At 59.9% G+C, this 18,412-nt stretch carries 7 protein-coding genes; 6 read left to right on the top strand and 1 reads right to left on the bottom strand.

Annotated elements, in window-relative coordinates; translation table 11 throughout:
• Positions 1 to 23: 23 nt before the first annotated feature.
• The 3 genes from AB4O41_RS00620 (at position 24) to AB4O41_RS00610 (ending at position 3,753) form a co-directional block, all read left to right on the top strand.
• Positions 24 to 1,169 carry an ABC transporter ATP-binding protein gene (locus AB4O41_RS00620; RefSeq protein ID WP_460145760.1) on the top strand — a complete coding sequence of 382 codons (1,146 nt, stop codon included), beginning with the start codon at positions 24 to 26 and terminating at the stop codon, positions 1,167 to 1,169.
• Positions 1,166 to 2,668 (top strand): glycoside hydrolase family 32 protein, encoded by a 1,503-nt coding sequence (locus tag AB4O41_RS00615; RefSeq protein WP_460145759.1) that lies wholly within the window; start codon positions 1,166 to 1,168, stop codon positions 2,666 to 2,668. Before AB4O41_RS00620 ends, AB4O41_RS00615 begins: the two co-directional genes overlap by 4 nt.
• A 92-nt stretch (positions 2,669 to 2,760) precedes the next feature.
• Positions 2,761 to 3,753 (top strand): LacI family DNA-binding transcriptional regulator, encoded by a 993-nt coding sequence (locus AB4O41_RS00610; protein ID WP_460145758.1) that lies wholly within the window; start codon positions 2,761 to 2,763, stop codon positions 3,751 to 3,753.
• A gap of 50 nt (positions 3,754 to 3,803) precedes the next feature.
• Here the strand turns inward: AB4O41_RS00610 and AB4O41_RS00605 are convergent, their stop codons facing one another.
• On the bottom strand, positions 3,804 to 4,163 hold the full coding sequence (locus tag AB4O41_RS00605; protein ID WP_460145757.1) for a DUF6124 family protein: 360 nt from the start codon (positions 4,161 to 4,163) through the stop codon (positions 3,804 to 3,806).
• Positions 4,164 to 4,974: 811 nt separating this feature from the next.
• Here AB4O41_RS00605 and AB4O41_RS00600 point away from each other — a divergent pair.
• From AB4O41_RS00600 to AB4O41_RS00590, 3 genes are all read left to right on the top strand, one after another.
• The gene (locus AB4O41_RS00600; RefSeq protein WP_460145756.1) at positions 4,975 to 9,111 is read left to right on the top strand and encodes a T1SS-143 repeat domain-containing protein; all 4,137 of its coding nucleotides are present in this window, start codon (positions 4,975 to 4,977) and stop codon (positions 9,109 to 9,111) included.
• A gap of 374 nt (positions 9,112 to 9,485) precedes the next feature.
• The gene (locus AB4O41_RS00595; RefSeq protein WP_460145755.1) at positions 9,486 to 12,206 is read left to right on the top strand and encodes a DUF5801 repeats-in-toxin domain-containing protein; all 2,721 of its coding nucleotides are present in this window, start codon (positions 9,486 to 9,488) and stop codon (positions 12,204 to 12,206) included.
• 248 nt (positions 12,207 to 12,454) lie between these two features.
• Positions 12,455 to 18,412, top strand: coding sequence for a DUF5801 repeats-in-toxin domain-containing protein (locus AB4O41_RS00590; protein WP_460145754.1), 5,958 nt, complete (start codon positions 12,455 to 12,457; stop codon positions 18,410 to 18,412).

Raw genomic sequence — 18,412 nt, 5'->3', positions numbered from 1 at the left:
CAACAAAGACAAGGAACAGCATCGTGATTAAATTGAAACTGGACAACGTGAACAAACAATTGGGCGGCGCGCGGATTCTTCGCGACGTCAGCCTGGAAATCGCGGCGGGTGAATTCGTGGTGTTCGTCGGCCCTTCGGGCTGCGGAAAATCGACCCTGCTGCGACTGATCGCCGGACTGGATTCGATCTGCGGCGGCGACCTGCTGATCGACGGGCGTCGGGTCAACGACCTGGAGCCGCGCGAGCGTGGCGTCGGCATGGTGTTTCAGTCCTATGCCCTGTACCCGCACATGAGCGTCTACGACAACATCAGCTTTGGTCTCAAACTGGCCAAGACTGAAAAGACCAGCCTGCGCGATCGCGTGCTGAAAACGGCGCAAATCCTGCAGTTGGACAAGCTGTTGCAACGCAAGCCAAAGGAACTGTCCGGCGGGCAACGTCAGCGTGTGGCCATGGGCAGAGCCATGGCGCGGGAACCGGACATTTTGTTGTTCGATGAGCCGCTCTCCAACCTGGATGCATCCTTGCGCGTGCAGATGCGCAACGAAATCGCCCGACTGCATGCTCGACTGGGCTCGACCATGATCTACGTCACCCACGATCAGGTGGAAGCGATGACCTTGGCCGACAAAATTGTCGTGCTCAATGGCGGTCGCGTAGAACAGGTCGGCTCACCACGCGAACTCTACGAGCGCCCGGCCAGCCGCTTTGTCGCCGGTTTTCTCGGTTCGCCCCGGATGAATTTTCTGCCGGCACGCCTGCAAACGCCAGGCGAAACCAGCCTGGTCGACACCCTCGTATGGGGTATCACGTCCCTGCCCTTTGACAGCTCGAAGCTGGCGGCAGGTACGCAGCTGACCCTGGGGATTCGCCCGGAGCACCTGTCGCTCAAGGCAGCGGATGGAACCGCCGGCGTGGTCGTGACCGCCGTCGAATACCTGGGCAGCGAAACCTATGTGCACCTCGAGACAGGTCAGGACGAGCCATTGATCTGTCGTTGTGAGGTCAGCGCCGGCTGGCAGGCAGGCGATCGGGTTGAGCTGCAACTGGACATCGACAACCTGCACCTGTTCGACGCCGACGGCGCGGCCTTGAGCCGTCATCCACACGCCATTGAAACCCTGCCGGATGGCGTTTCTCTGCGCCCGGTACGAGCACGCGCCCTATGACTGTGTCTTTGAATTCCATGAGTGTTCCAATGTCCGCTGCCCTTGAGATTGCGCAGCATGCGCTGCGTGAGGGTCTGTCTCGCGTCGTCGATGATTATCGACCTGGTTATCATATTGCCCCTCTCGTGGGCTGGATGAACGACCCCAACGGGGTGGTGTACTTTCGTGGCGAATACCACGTGTTCTATCAGCACCATCCCTTCGATGCGAAATGGGGCCCGATGTATTGGGGGCATGCCAAGAGTGCCGATCTGGTCCATTGGCAGCATCTACCCATTGCACTGGCGCCCGGCGACGATTTCGACCGCGACGGTTGTTTTTCCGGTAGCGCGGTGGTGTGTGGCGATACCCTGGCGCTGATCTACACCGGGCACACCTGGCTGGGGGAAGTGGGTGACGAGCGCTCGATCCGTCAAGTCCAGTGCCTGGCCACCAGCACCGACGGCATTCGGTTCGTCAAGCATGGCGCCGTCATCGAAGCCGCGCCGCAAGACACGATCATGCACTTTCGTGACCCCAAGGTATGGCAGGAGGATGACTGCTGGTACCTGATTGCCGGCGCACGTCTGGGCGATGTGCCGTTGCTCCCGCTGTACCGTTCCACGGATCTGCACACCTGGGAATTCCTCGACTATGTGTCCAGCGGCAGCGAGGGCGATGGCTATATGTGGGAGTGCCCGGATCTGTTCCGACTGAACGGACGTGATGTGCTGCTCTACTCCCCTCAGGGCATGCAACCCGAGGGTTACGAACGGCTCAACAAGTACCAGACCGGTTATCGAGTGGGTCAACTCGACAGCGAATGGCACTTCACCGGCGGGCCTTTTATCGAGCTGGATAACGGCCACGATTTCTATGCCGCGCAAACGCTAGTGGCCCCTGACGGAAGGCGCCTTGTATGGGCATGGCTCGATATGTGGGAAAGCCCGATGCCGAGCCAGGCCCATCACTGGTGCGGCATGCTCGGTTTACCGCGCGAACTTGAACTGCACGCCGATCGGCTTTGCGTGTATCCGGCTCGGGAGCTCGCCGCCTTACGCAAGGAGCCATTACCGGGCACGTCCTGGTGGGATAGGTCGGGAGCCCGATGGGTGCGGGAAGTAAATGGCGACAGGCTTGAAATCCATGTGCATCTGGATTTGCTCGGTTGCACCGACGGCCACCTGGGAGTTGCCTTGCGTTGCAGCGACGATGGACAGGAAGAAACCCTGCTTTACTACGACGCATCGCTGCAGCGTCTGGTGCTGGACCGCAACCGTTCGGGTGCGCAAGTCACCGGTCAGCGCAGCGTGACAATAGACCCGACACAAGAGCGTCTGGAATTGCGTGTGTTCCTCGATCGCTCGTCCATCGAGGTGTTCGACGAAAACGGCCGCTTCAGCTTCAGCAGTCGCCTCTATCCGAGCCCCGACAGTCTGGGCGTGAAACTGCTGGCAAGCGGGACTGGCGGCCGGGTCTCGATTCCCAAGGCATGGCCTCTGGGCTCTGGATGGCTATGAGCGGCAGATGGCTGTGAGTAGCGTCATTCGAGTCGCGAGAAACCCGGACCCTGTGTCATGATCCTGCGTCAACCTGACCGGCCTCGCCTCGCATGACTTCAGTGAAAGACGTTGCACAGCTGGCCGGCGTGTCCCTGATGACGGTTTCGCGCGCGCTCAATAACCCGGAAAAACTGAGCCCCGAAACCCTTCAGCGGGTGCGTCGCGCCATTGATGAACTGCAATTCGTACCGAGCCTGTCGGCGCGCAAGATGCGCGGCGACAACCTCCAGTCGCGAACCATCGGAGTGTTCGCGCTGGACACCGCGACCACACCGTTCGCGGTCGAACTGCTGCTGTCCATCGAACAGACCGCGCAGCAGGCGGGCTGGAATGTGTTCATCCTTAACCTGTTGAGCAACCCGCCCACCGACCAGAACATCGACCTGATGTTGTCGCACCGCCCCGACGGGTTGATCTTCAGCGCCATGGGGTTTCGCCAGGTGAGCATTCCCGAACGCTTGAAGAGCAAACCCCTGGTACTCGCCAATTGCCTGGCAGATGACAGTCACCTGGTCAGTTATGTGCCAGACGACGAAACGGGGCAGTATCGAGCCGTGCATCACGCGTTGAGCCAGGGTTATCGGCGCCCGCTGTGCATCAATCTGCCCAAACAGAGTCTGGCCTGGGGCCTGCGGCAAAAAGGCCTGCAGCGTGCCTGTCAGGCATTCGGCCTGGCGCCGGACGCACTCTTGCAATACAACCTTTCCGATCATGATGCCTATGGTGAAACCGCAGCCATCCTCGACCGGCACATCATTGACGGTCGCCCCCAATTCGACATCCTGATCTGTGGCAACGACCGCATTGCCTTTTGTGCCTATCAGCTGTTGTTGGGCCGTGGCCTGAAAATTCCCGCCGATGTCGCTGTGCTCGGCTATGACAACATGATCGGCATCGCCGAACTGTTCATCCCTCCGCTGACTACGGTGCAACTGCCGTACTACGAGATCGGTCGCAATGCGGCCCGGCACCTGATCGAGGCCTTGGAGGTATCGGGAACCCAGACCGTTGATTGTCCATTGGTGGTCAGGACGTCGTTGTGAGCCATCAAAACCCTTTACCGAGGGCAAGCTCTCGGTAAAGGGTTGCTTGATTACTTGGGTGGAACGAAGTTATCCAGCATTCGATTCACCGCCAGTTCAGCCAGCATGATGACTTGCTGAAGCGCCAACAGCGTATTGCGCTGGGTGCCCTCCACCAAGGCCGCAATGTCACTGGCCATGACACTGGCCGAGGCCAGGTTCTCGCACGTTTGAACCAGCAAGGCTTCATGGCCGACATCCGGCGCAATCATGTACATGGTGCTGGGTTTGCGGGGGGTGTTCTTGAGCGCTGCTGGGTTGAGGTAGAAATTGAGGGCGCGCTCGGCGGCTTCGTGGAATTTTTTTGAATCGTCGGATTCGTACGGGGATGCCGGATCGGTGTCCGGTGGGTTGGGCGTAACTTTGAACATAAATCAAACTCCTGATACGAGTTTATTAAAAAGAGCCATCACACTCGCTACCAACGAAGGGTGGTGGCCATACGCGGGTTGGTAGACCGGTCGTATCAGTTCCCGGCGCCCTCGAAAGGACCCCGCGCATGACCACCATAATAGGTGACGCGATGCGCCGTGATACGAAACCGGGCTACCAAACCCGATCACTGATTTCAGTGACAGGGAAACGATAGAGCCCGGCCCATCGGCGCACAAGCCGGCGGATTCTGTCTTAACCGTAGGCAACGACGCAAGGTCTTGTAGCCCTTCGGGAAGTAACACGGAGTGTCTTTAAACACGCCTCGTTAAACGCGTGATCGCTATCAAAAAAACGAGAAGCGGCCCGGTGCCGGTCAGTTAAGCGAAATTCCTGTGGGAGCGGCGGTGCGACGATTCGACTTGCTAGCGAAAGCGGCGCGTCAGACGACATCAATGTTTGCGGTGCCGGCGTCTTTGCGAGCAAGTCGAATCGTCGCACCGCCGCTCCCACAGGTTCCGTGGCTTAATTTTGTGTTATGTGGCGAAGCCGCCGCACCTGCCGTCCGCTTAACATCACAGGCCGCGCGGCGATACGTTTTTTGCGATTTATCTCGGCCTGAACATTCACAAACGAAATATGCCCGCCACTCCGTCGCGCCCTCATCCCGTTTCCTCCTCCCCCAGTAGTCCGAAACTCCCACCCCGCTTGGGAGTATCGGGCAATGCGCAATCCCTGGCGCTTCGCCATAGTTGCGACCAAAGGTCAACGGTCAGGCCTCGATGACCGCAACTACCCCAGGTAAAAGTCATGACTATTGACGAACAAAATGCATTGCTGACAACCTCGATTACCGCCAGCGCTCTGAGCGTCGGGGCGACCGGCGTGAAAGTTTCGCTGGACGAAACGGCCGGGCTGCAGAACGCCGCCACTTCAAGCGCTGCGGAAGACGCTAACGACAACGACACGGCGCTACCCCTGCCCTCGGCCTTCGCTACCCGTTTGACCGCCCTTGGGGCAGTTGGCGCAATGGATGCGGCCTTGAGTGGCTATAACGGTGCCGTGGGCAATACGGGCAGCAATGCGTTCACCATCAGCGGCGCAACAAGCGCTACCGATGTCAGCTTCGTCGGCAGCACTGGCGCACCGCTCAATGGCGTGGACAGCGGACTGGATACTCTCGATGGCACCAGCATCCTTCTCTATACGGATACGGTGAACAACAACATCGTTCTGGGCCGAGCTGGCCCAGCCGGCGCGATCGTGTTCGCTGCCTATATCGAAGAAACCGGATCGCCGGTCACGGGCGGCAAGATCTGGACCGTGGAGTACCAACCGCTCAAGCATCCAGGTATGACGAACCCCGATGACGCGATCGATCTGACGGGTTTGGTTTTCATCGGAGCCAGTCAGAACCTGGAATTCAGTCTCAAGGATGCGCCCTCCGGTCAGAACCTCTTCCTGATGTTCACGACGGCGAACCCGACAGTTGTCGACGTCGGTGGTGTCATGCGGATCACGGATCCCGCCATCATCGCCACCGGCAAGGACCCCGCAAACCAGTCAACTGGCGTCAATATAACCACTGGCGACACGATCAATACCAGCCAGGCAGGTGGGCCGACCACCTTCGGCACCAACAACCAGATGATTACGGAACAGGAAGGCATCCGTTTTTCGTTCGTCTCGGGTGCCAGGCAGAATGTGACCATTCCCAACCTGGATCAGAATGAAGCAGATGTCGAAGCCAACGCCGACTTTACCGGCGTCGTCAATGTGAATACGGTCAGTTTCGACGTCGTGCAGTTGCAAAGCGGCAAGAGCGCTGTCGTAAAAATCAGCGCATTCACCACCGCTGTTGAATCTGGCACGCAATTCATCGACGGATATGGGAATGATACGAAGGTTGACATCACCAGTGTTCGCGTCCTCAACAGCACCGGGACGGTGATCGATAATTCAGACGGAACGGTGAATGACACCACCATTGGCATCACCTTGGTTAATGGGATTGCAACCATCACCGGCATTAAAGCCGGCTACGCGATCGAATACACCACAACGGCGGAACACAATCGCGTGCTCATCGAGAACGGGGCGGCCCTCACCGCCAAGGGCAATGAGCACGCCGATTTTGATATCGATGGCCTCCACCTGTTCCAAGCCTCTATTACGAAAGTCGAAATCGGTTCCCAGATGATCTTCGAAGACGACGGGCCGGCGGCGGCCGGGACCGCCGTGACAGGAACCGTCGACGAAGATGGCCTGGCCAATGGTATTCCCGGCGGTACGGGCGACGTGACTGGCGAGGCGACCACGGCCAGTGGCAGCGTGACCGGCATCTTCCAGTCCGGCGTCGACACGCCGCTGAGCTATGCGTTGTCGAGTGATACCACCGGGTTGCCAGCGCTGAGTTCGGGCGGAGTGGCGCTGGTGTACAGCGTCGTGGGCAACACGCTCACCGCCAAGGCCGGCGCAGGCGGTGCCGACGTGTTCACGTTCAGCCTCACCGCAGCGGGTGCCTACACCTTCACGCTGCTCAAGCCGCTGGATCATGCGGCAGGCAACAACGAAAACGACATTACCATCAACCTGGGCTCACTACTGCGGGCGACCGACAAAGACGGTGACACGGTGACGGCTGCGGCCGAGAAGCTGGTCATCACCGTCGACGACGACACGCCGACGGCGACCGGAACCGCCGTGACAGGAACCGTCGACGAGGACGGCCTGACCAATGGCATTGCCGGTGGTGTGGGCGACGTGGCGGGCGTGGCGACCACGGCCAGCGGCAGCGTGACCGGCATCTTCCAGTCCGGCGCCGACACGCCGCTGAGCTATGCCTTGTCGACTGACACCAGCGGCTTGCAGGCGCTGAGCTCGGGCGGGGTGGCGCTGGTGTACAGCGTCGCGGGTGATACGCTCACCGCCAAGGCCGGCGTAGGCGGTGCCGACGTATTCACGTTCAGTCTTACCGCAGCGGGTGCCTACAGCTTCACGCTGCTCAAGCCGCTGGATCATGCGGCAGGCAACGACGAGAACGACATCACCATCAACCTGGGCTCGCTACTGCGGGCCACCGACAAGGACGGTGACACGGTAACGGCTGCGGCCGACAGACTGGTCATCACCGTCGACGACGATACGCCGACGGCAACCGGGACCGCCGTGACGGGAACCGTCGACGAGGATGGCCTGGCCAATGGCAATACCGGAGGTACGGGCGATGTGACTGGCGAGGCGACCATCGCCGGCGGCAGCGTGACTGGTATCTTCCAGTCGGGCGCCGACACGCCGCTGAGCTATGCCTTGTCGAGTGTCACCAGCGGCTTGCCGGCGTTGAGCTCGGCCGGGGTGGCGCTGGTGTACAGCGTCGCAGGTGACACGCTTACCGCCAAGGCTGGCGTAGGCGGTGCCGACGTGTTTACCTTCAGCCTCACCTCAGCGGGGGTGTACAGCTTCACACTGCTCAAGCAGCTGGATCACGCGGCAGGCGACAACGAGAACGACATTATCATTAACCTGGGCACGCTTGTGCAGGCCACCGACAAGGACGGCGACACGGTGACGGCCGCGGCCGACAAACTGGTCATCACCGTCGACGATGATACGCCCGTTATAGGGACAGCCCCTGTGCAGGATGTCGATCCCGATTTGGGTGCGACATCATGGACTTTTACGGGTGACTTCGCCTACTCGATAGGTGCGGACAAGCGCGGGCCGATCTACTCTTCGGCAGCGGACAGTGATTTTGCCAACCTCGCCCTCACTGGTTCGGCGAACAATGTTGCGATCGTTGATCCAACGGTCACCTGGGCGTCAGAGAATCTCGACAGTGCCACATTTAACGTGTCGTTCAAATACGATCACGATCGGAGTCCTGGCACCGATCCTGAATTGGTGGAAGGCACGCTGGTATTTGACAAAGTCAATGACACCTATACCTTCGCGATGGATCCGCTGCAAACGACGCAAGACGTCACGCTGGGCGAAGGCACTGGATACCAAACGTATGACGTGGGTGGCACGAGCCCTTCCAGTGGCCCATCACCTGTGGCCACTGGGAAGCTTGGGGAAGGTTTCTACATCCAGATCACGGGCTTCGAGTCACCACTTAGTGCCGGCGGCAATACTGGTGTGGTGGATGGTGAGACTGTGAGCGGCACGCAGGCCCCTGTAACCTTGTCCAGCACTGCTCTGGGCGTCTCCGGAAATACGATCCAGGCAGGTGAAGCGGCCAACATCAATTTCTTCCAGACTGATCCGAAAGGAGATCTGGGCGCCGACGATTTTAGTTACGCGACCGATTTCTTTATCAAGTTCGATGGATACGAGACTGAAAGCGATGATCTTGTGCTTATAGTCAGTCTTGCTGATGCAAATGATTCCTCCATCACTACAACACGTGCCATCTACGTCGACCAAGGCGATGTGTACGAGAACGATACAAACAACGCAGATCTTGTTGGAACCAAGTACGAGGCCCTTATCGCCAACGACCCTGCCGATCCGAACGACCCGTTTTTGGACAATAATGATGCTCTATTGATTGTTGAAAGTAATGACTTCAACACCCAGATCGGTGATAACTGGCTCATCAAGGGTATTCAGATTCTTTCGAATGACGCTGGCCTTACGGGCAGCGCGATAAATCTGAATCGCGATGTCGGTGCCGATGGCGGAAGCAGCACTTCCGCACAGCCAATCGTTGGTCTCGTCGGGCCTGGAAACACGATTGCGGAGGATACGAGTACGAATCCGCTGAAGATCATCGATGCTGGTTTCTCCACCACCACGACTACACCAGCTACCCTTGATCTAACGCTGGATTTCCAAGTCGTCGATAGAGATAGCGATTTCACCGCTGTCCAGACGATTGATATCGAAAATCCTGTGATCGAACTGGTCGGAGTAACTAACTTGGCACCGACAGATTTGGTGCTTTGATCCGCTAAGGAAGCGGAGAAGGGTTTTCAGCCCTGTCGAAAGGGTACGGTGTGACCGACATCGCAAGCACTGACATTGTCTAAACGCAACTGAGGGCACACGGCCTGGCTCCCACAAGGGGTCAGGCCGTTTTTTATTGGGCCACTGCGGTCCCTGAGCCAAGGCCAGACGAGCCTTGCGGCATATCCTCATTCACAAACGGAATAGGCGGCCACCGCGCTTTGCCTTCTCATCCCGTTCCACCCCTTCCCAGTAGTCCGAAACTCCCACCCCGCTTGGGAGTATCGGCCGATGCGCAACACCCGGCGCATGCTCATAGTTGCGAACTATGGTCAACGGTCAGGCCTCGATGACCGCATGCGCTGGAGAAAATCATGGCTATTGAAATCACCGGCGAGGACGTTGTGCTGGACGAAACGCCCGGCTTGCAGAACGCCACCGCCACCCCAACCCCTCCGGGAGATGCTGACGACAACGACATCCTGGTGGCATCCCTGCCCGCGCCCTTCTCTACCCGTTTGACCACACTGGGAGCCGGCACCGCAACGAATGCGGCCTTGAGTGGCTATACCGGTGACGTGGGCGACACGGGCAGCGATGCGTTTACCGTCACCGACGGAGCAAGCATTACCGATATCAGCTTCGTCGACAGCGCTGGCGCACCGCTCGATGGCGCGGACAGCGGACTGTTTACCCTCGATGGCACCAGCATCCTTCTCTATACCGATACGGACAACAACAATATCGTTCTGGGCCGCGCCGGGGCCGCAGATGGCGCGATCGTATTCGCCGCCTACATCGAAGAAACCGGATCACCGGTCACCGGCGGCAAGATCTGGACCGTGGAGTACCAACCGCTCCAGCATCCAGATGATACGAACCCCGATGATTCGCTCAATCTGCTGGATAAGGTATTCGTCGGAACCAGTCAGGACGTGGAATTCAGTCTGGCCAATGCGCCCTCCGGTCAGAACCTGTTCCTGATGTTCACGACGGCGGACCCGGCAACTGAAACTGTCAATGGTGTCGTGCGGATCACGGATCCCACCATCATCGCCACTGGCAAGGACCCGGCGAATCAGTCAACTGGCGTCAATATAACGACCGGCGACACGATTAACACCAGCCAGGCGGGTGGCCCGACCACCTTTGGCACCAACAGCCAGATGATTACGGAACAGGAGGGCATTCGTTATTCGTTCGTCACCGGTGCCAGGCAGGATGTGACCATTCCCAACCTGGATCAGAACGAAGCCGATGTTGAAGCCAACATCGACTTTACCGACGTCGTCAATGCGAATAAGGCCAGTTTTGACGTCGTGCAATTGCAAAGCGGCAAGAGTGCTGTCGTAAAAATCAGCGCATTCAGCACCGCTGTTGAATCGGGTACGACCTTCATCGACGGCTATGCAAATGATTCGCCGGTTGAGATCACCAGTGTCAGCGTTATCAACATCAGCACCGGGCTGGTGATCGAGAGTTCAGACGGACCGGAGGATGATCCGGCCATTACTATCACCTTTAATGCTGACGGGGTTGCCACCATCACCGGCGTTAAAGCCGGTTACCGGATTGAATACACCACAACAGATGATCACAACCGCGTGCTTGTCGAGAACGGAGCGGCCGTCGATGCCAGGGGCAATACCCACGCCGATTTTGATATCGGTGGTTTCAAGCTGCTCCAAACTGCTGTTACGACCGCCGAAATAGGCTCCCAGATAGTCTTCGAAGATGACGGCCCGGCACTCGCCTTTAGCAACCTGATCGGGACCGGTAGCGTCCTGCCGCAAACTGGGGTCTGGAGTAGTTCGGCCGGCGCCGACGGGCTGGATACGAACGGTCTGGATATCTCGTTGCTGAATAACCAGTTCACCCTCGTCAGGCCAGACAACACGACCACCACCGGGACCGGCACGCTCGTCGAGCAGTCGCCCTCACCGGACGGCAATGGCGCGTATCAATTCGCAGGGACGTTGACCGGTGATTTCGACAACAACGCCGCAACCGCGGATACCAGCGTCGACTACACACTGACCGCCTACACCAATGGCACCTATACACTGGATCTGGTGCAAGGTTTCAGTTCGACAGTCGTGCTCAGCACTGCAGATGGCTCGCTCAGTGCCGGCGGTCCGGACCCCGTGCGCACCTTGTTAATTCCGAAGACGAATGACCCGACTATTCCTTCGGCATCCGAGGAGGTTGTGTTCTTTTCCGCGAAGGCACTTGCGTCGACTTCGGACATCCTGACCGGTATCGGGCTTGGAGCATCCGACCCCACCGAAGCCACGCTTCAGACCACCCCCCTGCCCTCGTACATCGACCCGAGGGCCATGAACGTCAGCACGTCCGGCATCGGCGTCGCCAATAACGTCCTCCAGGGAGACAACCTGGTGGCAATCGGCTCTACCGATGAAAGTTTCGTCATCAATCCGGAGACCCTGCTGACGGGCATGAAGGTGTTCATCGACAACTCCGTGGCGGGTTACAACACCGCGACCGAGGACCTGTATTACAGGATCTACTACGAGGATGGCACGACTTCGAATCTCATCGAGGTGAACACCCTGACTCCGGAGGCCGGCGGACAAGTGTCCTTCCTCATTGAGCAGGAGGGCTCGCTGCTGATCGATGCTGTTCAGCTTACGATGGGCCGAGGCGACATCAAGATCCCGGTGATCCAGTTCATTCAGGAGACCGAAAACCTGGCCAGCGATATTCAGCTGACGTTCAATGCGACGGTGACGGACAGGGATGGGGACTCGGCATCAAGTACATTCGACGCCAACCTGTTCGCCAACGACTTGGTCGGTGCCTTCGACTACACGCTGGTGGGTACGGGCGGTGAGCGGGATGCCTTCAACGTCGACTTGTCATTCGATGAGAACCTGTACCAGGTCACCGGTTTCGATGCGGGCGCAAACCTGCGAGACACCCTGGTGCTCAACGGCGACCAGAGTGCTGGTGTCCAAATCAACAACAACGGCGCAGACAGCGTCGTCACCGTTACCGAAACGGGCGGACAAGTCACGACCATCACCTTGGTCGGGGTCGATCTTCTAACTAGCGACATCGTTATCGGCAGCGTCTGAGGCGTCGCGCGCGTGAAAAATGCGAGGGTAGCGCAAGCCACCCTCGCATTTTTTTTGCAGTTCCAATAGGCGATCCGCACCCTCGCATCACCCTGGGCACCCTGCGGCAGACCACCGACGAAGACGACTAGGCCGAAACTCCCATTACGCTTGGGAGTATCGGCCAATGTGCAATTCCCGGCGCTTGGTCATAGTTGTAGAGGTCAATGGTCAGACCTCAATGACCGCAATTGCTCGGGAGAAATATCATGGCTATTGCAATCACCGGCGAGGACGTTGTGCTGGACGAGACGGCCGGGTTACAGAACGCCACCGCCACGCCAACACCTGCAGGAGATGCTGACGACAACGATATTCTGGTGGCATCCCTGCCCGCTTCCTTCTCTACCCGTTTGACCGCACTTGGCGCCGGTACCGCAACGGGCGCCGCCTTGAGTGGCTACACCGGTGCCGTGGGCAACACGGGCAGCAATGCATTCACCCTCACCGGGGGAGGAAGCATTACCGATATCCGCTTCGTCGACAGCGCTGGCGCCCCCCTCAATGGCGTGGACAGCGGACTGGACACCCTCGATGGCACCAGCATCCTTCTTTATACGGATACCAATAACGACAACATCGTTGTGGGCCGAGCCGGGGCCGCAGATGGCGCGATCGTGTTCGCTGCCTACATTGAAGAAACCGGATCGCCGGTCAGCGGCGGCAAGATCTGGACCGTGGAATACCAACCGCTTAAGCATCCCGATGCAACGAACCCCGATGATTCGCTCAATCTGCTGGATAAGGTGTTCATCGGAGCCACTCAGGACCTGGAATTCAGTCTGGCTGGTGCGCCTTCGGGTCAGAACCTGTTCCTGATGTTCACGAAAGCGAACCCGACAACTGAAACCGTCAATGGTGTCGTGCGGATCACGGATCCCACCATCATCGCCACCGGCAAGGACCCCGCAGACCAGTCAAGCGGTGCCAATATCAACACGGGCGACACAATCAATACCAGCCAGGGGGGTGGCCCGACCACCATCGGCACCAACAACCAGATGATTGTGGAACAGGAAGGCATCCGCTTTTCGTTCGTCACGGGCGCCAGGCAGGATGTGACCGTTCCCAACCTGAGTCAGACCGAAGCCGATGTTGAGTCCAACATCGACTTTACCAGCGTCTACAATTCGACCTCGGCCAACTTCGACGTTGTGCAGTTGCAAAGCGGCAAGACAGCCGTGGTAAAAATCAGCGCATTCAGTACCGCGGCTGAACCTGGCGCGGATTTCATCAATGGCTATGCGAACGACACGCCGGTTGCCATCACCAATGTTCGCGTCATCAACAATAGCACCGGGCTGGTGATCGAAAATTCAGACGGATCAGTGAATGATCCGACCATTAACATCAGCTTTTCTGCCGCCGGAGTGGCAACCATTACCGGCGTGTTGGCCGGCTACCAGATTGAATACACCACAACGTCGAACCACAACCGCGTGCTCATCGAGAACGGGGCGGCCATTGACGCCAGGGGCGATAACCACGCCGATTTTGATATCGGCGGCTTCACGCTGTCCAAGGCTTCTACCTCGATCGCCGAAATCGGCTCCAAGATGGTATTCGAAGACGATGGGCCGAGCATCAGCGCCACCGGTGAGGAGCCGACGCTGACGGTGGACGAAACGGTGCTGGCGACCAACGCCACCCAGAACTTTGCCGCCAATTTCAACTCGGCGTTTGGTGCGGATGGCCCGGGTACGCTGACCTATGCGCTGGGCGTGGTGGCGGGTGCCTCCGGGCTGACCGACACGGCCACCGGCGAGGCGGTCAACCTGTCGCTCAATGGCACGGTGGTCGAAGGTCGCACGGCGACGACCGGGCTGCTGGTATTCACGGTTAGCGTGGCCGCCAATGGCGACGTCACGCTTGATCAGATTCGGGCGGTGGTGCATCCCGATGCCACCAATCCCGATGACTCGACAAGCCTTTCGGCAGACAACCTGGTGACACTGACGGCGACGACAACCGATGGCGACGGCGACAGCGTCCAGGCAACCCTCAACATCGGCGCAAACCTGGTGTTCAAGGATGACGGCCCGAGCATCACCGCCACCGGCGAGGAGCCTGTGCTGACGGTGGACGAAACGGTGTTGACGACTGACGCCACCCAGAACTTTGCCGCCAACTTCAGCTCCGCGTTTGGCGCTGATGGCGCCGGCACAGTGACCTATGCGTTGGGCGTGGTGGCGGGTGCCTCCGGGCTCACCGACACGGCCACCGGCGAGGCGGTCAATCTGTCGCTCAACGGCACCGTGGTCGAAGGCCGCACGGCCACGACCGGGCTGCTGGTGTTCACCGCCAGTGTCGCCGCCAATGGCGACGTTACGCTCGACCAGCTCCGCGCCGTGGTGCATCCCGATGCCACCAATCCCGATGATTCGACGAGTTTGTCGGCGGACAACCTGGTGACCCTGATAGCAACCATTACCGACAAGGACGGCGACAGCGCCCAGGCAACCCTCAACATCGGCCAGAACCTGGTGTTCAAGGACGACGGCCCGAGCATCAGCACCACCGGCACCGAGCCGACGCTGACGGTCGACGAAACAGTGCTGGCCACCGACGCCACCCAGAACTTTGCCGCCAACTTCAGCTCCGCGTTTGGCGCTGATGGCGCCGGCACAGTGACCTATGCCCTGGGCGTGGTGGCGGGCGCCTCCGGACTGACCGACACGGCCACCGGCGAGGCGGTCAACCTGTCACTCAACGGCACCGTGGTCGAGGGCCGCACGGCCACCACCGGCCTGCTGGTGTTCACCGCCAGCGTCGCCGCCAATGGCGACGTTACGCTCGACCAGCTGCGCGCCGTGGTGCATCCCGATGCCACCAATCCCGATGATTCGACGACCCTGTCGGCGGACAACCTGGTGACACTGACGGCGACCATCACCGACAAGGACGGTGACAGCGCCCAGGCGACCCTCAACATCGGCCAAAACCTGGTGTTTGAGGACGACGGACCGAGCATCACCGCCACCGGCACGGAGCCTGTGCTGACAGTGGACGAAACAGTGTTGGCCACCGACGCCACCCAGAACTTTACCGCCAACTTCAGCTCAGCGTTTGGCGCGGATGGCGCCGGCACAGTGACCTACGCGCTGGGCGTGGTGCCGGGAGCCTCCGGACTGACTGACACGGCCACCGGCGAGGCGGTCAATCTGTCGCTCAACGGCACCGTGGTCGAGGGCCGCACGGCCACCACCGGCCTGCTGGTATTCACGGCCAGCGTCGCCGCCAATGGTGACGTTACGCTTGACCAGCTCCGCGCCGTGGTGCATCCCGACGCCACCAATCCCGATGATTCGACGACCCTGTCGGCGGACAACCTGGTGACACTGACGGCGACCATCACCGACAAGGACGGTGACAGCGCCCAGGCGACGCTCAACATCGGCCAGAACCTGGTGTTCGAGGATGACGGGCCAAGCATCAGCACCACCGGCACCGAGCCGACGCTGACGGTCGACGAAACGGTACTGGCCACCAACGCCACCCAAAGCTTTACCGCCAACTTCAGCTCCGCGTTTGGCGCTGATGGCGCCGGCACAGTGACCTACGCGCTGGGCGTGGTGCCAGGTGCCTCCGGACTGACTGACACGGCCACCGGCGAGGCGGTCAATCTGTCGCTCAACGGCACCGTGGTCGAGGGCCGCACGGCCACCACCGGGCTGCTGGTGTTCACGGCCAGCGTCGCCGCCAATGGCGACGTCACGCTCGACCAGCTACGCGCCGTGGTGCATCCCGATGCCACCAATCCCGATGACTCGACGAGCCTGTCGGCTGACAACCTGGTGACCCTGACAGCGACCATCACCGACAAGGACGGCGACAGCGCCCAGGCGACCCTCAACATCGGCCAGAACCTGGTGTTCGAGGACGACGGGCCAAGCATCAGCACCACCGGCACCGAGCCGACGCTGACGGTCGACGAAACAGTGTTGGCCACCAACGCCACCCAAAGCTTTACCGCCAACTTCAGCTCGGCGTTTGGCGCTGATGGCGCCGGCACAGTGACCTACGCGCTGGGCGTGGTGGTTGGGGCTTCCGGACTGACCGACACGGCCACCGGCGAGGCAGTCAACCTGTCACTCAACGGCACCGTGGTCGAGGGCCGCACGGCCACCACCGGCCTGCTGGTGTTCACCGCCAGCGTCGCCGCCAATGGCGACGTTACGCTCGACCAGCTGCGCGCCGTGGTGCATCCCGATGCCACCAATCCCGATGATTCGACGAGTCTGTCGGCAGATAACCTGGTGACACTGACGGCGACCATCACCGACAAGGATGGCGATAGCGCCCATGCGACCCTCAACATCGGCCAGAACCTGGTGTTCAAGGACGACGGGCCAAGCATCAGCACTACCGGCACGGAACCGACGCTGACGGTCGACGAAACGGTACTGGCCACCAACGCCACCCAGAACTTTGCCGCCAACTTCAGCTCGGCGTTTGGCGCTGATGGCGCGGGTACAGTGACCTATGCGCTAGGCGTGGTGGCGGGGGCCTCCGGGCTCACCGACACGGCCACCGGCGAGGCGGTCAACCTGTCGCTCAACGGTGGCGTGGTGGAAGGCCGCACGGCCACCACCAATCTGCTGGTATTCACGGCCAGCGTCGCCGCCAATGGTGACGTCACCCTCGACCAGCTGCGCGCCGTGGTGCATCCCGACGCCACCAATCCCGATGATTCGACGACCCTGTCGGCAGACAACTTGGTGACGCTGATAGGGATCGCTACCGACAAGGACGGCGACAGTGCCCAGGCGACCCTCAACATCGGCCAGAACCTGATATTCGAAGACGACGGCCCATCACTCGCCTTCGGTAACCTGGTCGGCACCGGTAGCGTCCTGCCGCAATACGGGTTCTGGGATAGTTCGGCCGGCGCCGACGGGTTGGGTGCGGCCGGTCTGGATATCTCGGTGAATAGCCAGTTCACCCTCGTCAGGCCAGACAGCACGACCACGACCGGGACCGCCACGCTCACCGAGCAATCGCCTTCACCTGACGGCAATGGCGCGTACCAATTCGCAGGGACGTTGACCGGCGACTTCGACAACAACGCTGCAACCGCGGATACCAGCGTCGACTACACGCTGACCGCCTATGCCGATGGCCGCTATGCACTGGATCTGGTGCAAGGCTTCAGTTCAGAGATCGTGCTCAGCACTGCCGATGGCGCGCTCGGTGCCGGCGGTCCTGACCCCGTGCGCACCTTGTTAATTCCGGAGCAGGATCCGCCGACTATTCCTTCGCCATCTGAAGAGATTGTGTTCTTTACCGCGAAGGCGCTTGCGTCGACGTCGGACATTCTGACCGGCATCGGGCTCGGAGAACCCGACCCTACCGAAACCACGCTACAGACCAACCCCCTGCCCTCATACATCGACCCGAGGGCCATGAACGTCAGCACGGCCGGCATCGGCGTTGCCAATAACCTGTTCCAGGGAGACAACCAAGCGGCAATCAGCGCAGCCGATGAAAGTTTCGTCGTCAATCCGGAGAGCCTGCTGACGGGCATGAGGGTCTTCATCGACAACTCTGTAGGAGGTTACAACACGGCGACCGAGGACCTGTATTACAGGGCCTTCTACGAGGATGGCACGTTCTCGAACCTCATCGAAGTGAACACCCTGACTCCGGAGGCAGGCGGACAGGTATCCTTCCTCATTGAGAGCGATGGCACGAATCTGATCGATGCCGTTCAGCTCACGATGGCCCGAGGCGAGATCAAGATCCCGGTCATCCAGTTCATTCATGAGACCGAGAGCCTGGCCAGCGATGTCCAGCTGACGTTCAACGCGACGCTGACGGACAAGGATGGAGACTCGGCAACGAGTACGTTCGACGCCAACCTGTTCGCCAACGACTTGGCCGGAGCACAGTTCGACTTCACCCTGATTGGCACGGGCGGTGAGCGTGATGCCTTCAACATCGATTTGTCAGTCGATGAGAACCTGTACCAGGTCACCGGCTTCGACGCGAACGCAAACCTGCGAGACGCCCTGGTGCTCAACGGCGACCAGAGCGCGGTTGTCCAGTCGATCGACATCAGCGGTGCAGACAGCATCGTCACGGTTGCCGAAACGGGCGGACAAGTCACGACCATCACCTTGGTCGGGGTCGATCTTCTGAGTAGCGACATTGTCTTTGGCAGCGTCTGA

This window comes from Pseudomonas sp. S2_A02 (genome assembly GCF_054668495.1).
Note: the sequence above shows the minus strand (reverse complement) of the source record. Positions and strands in the feature narration are given on the sequence as shown.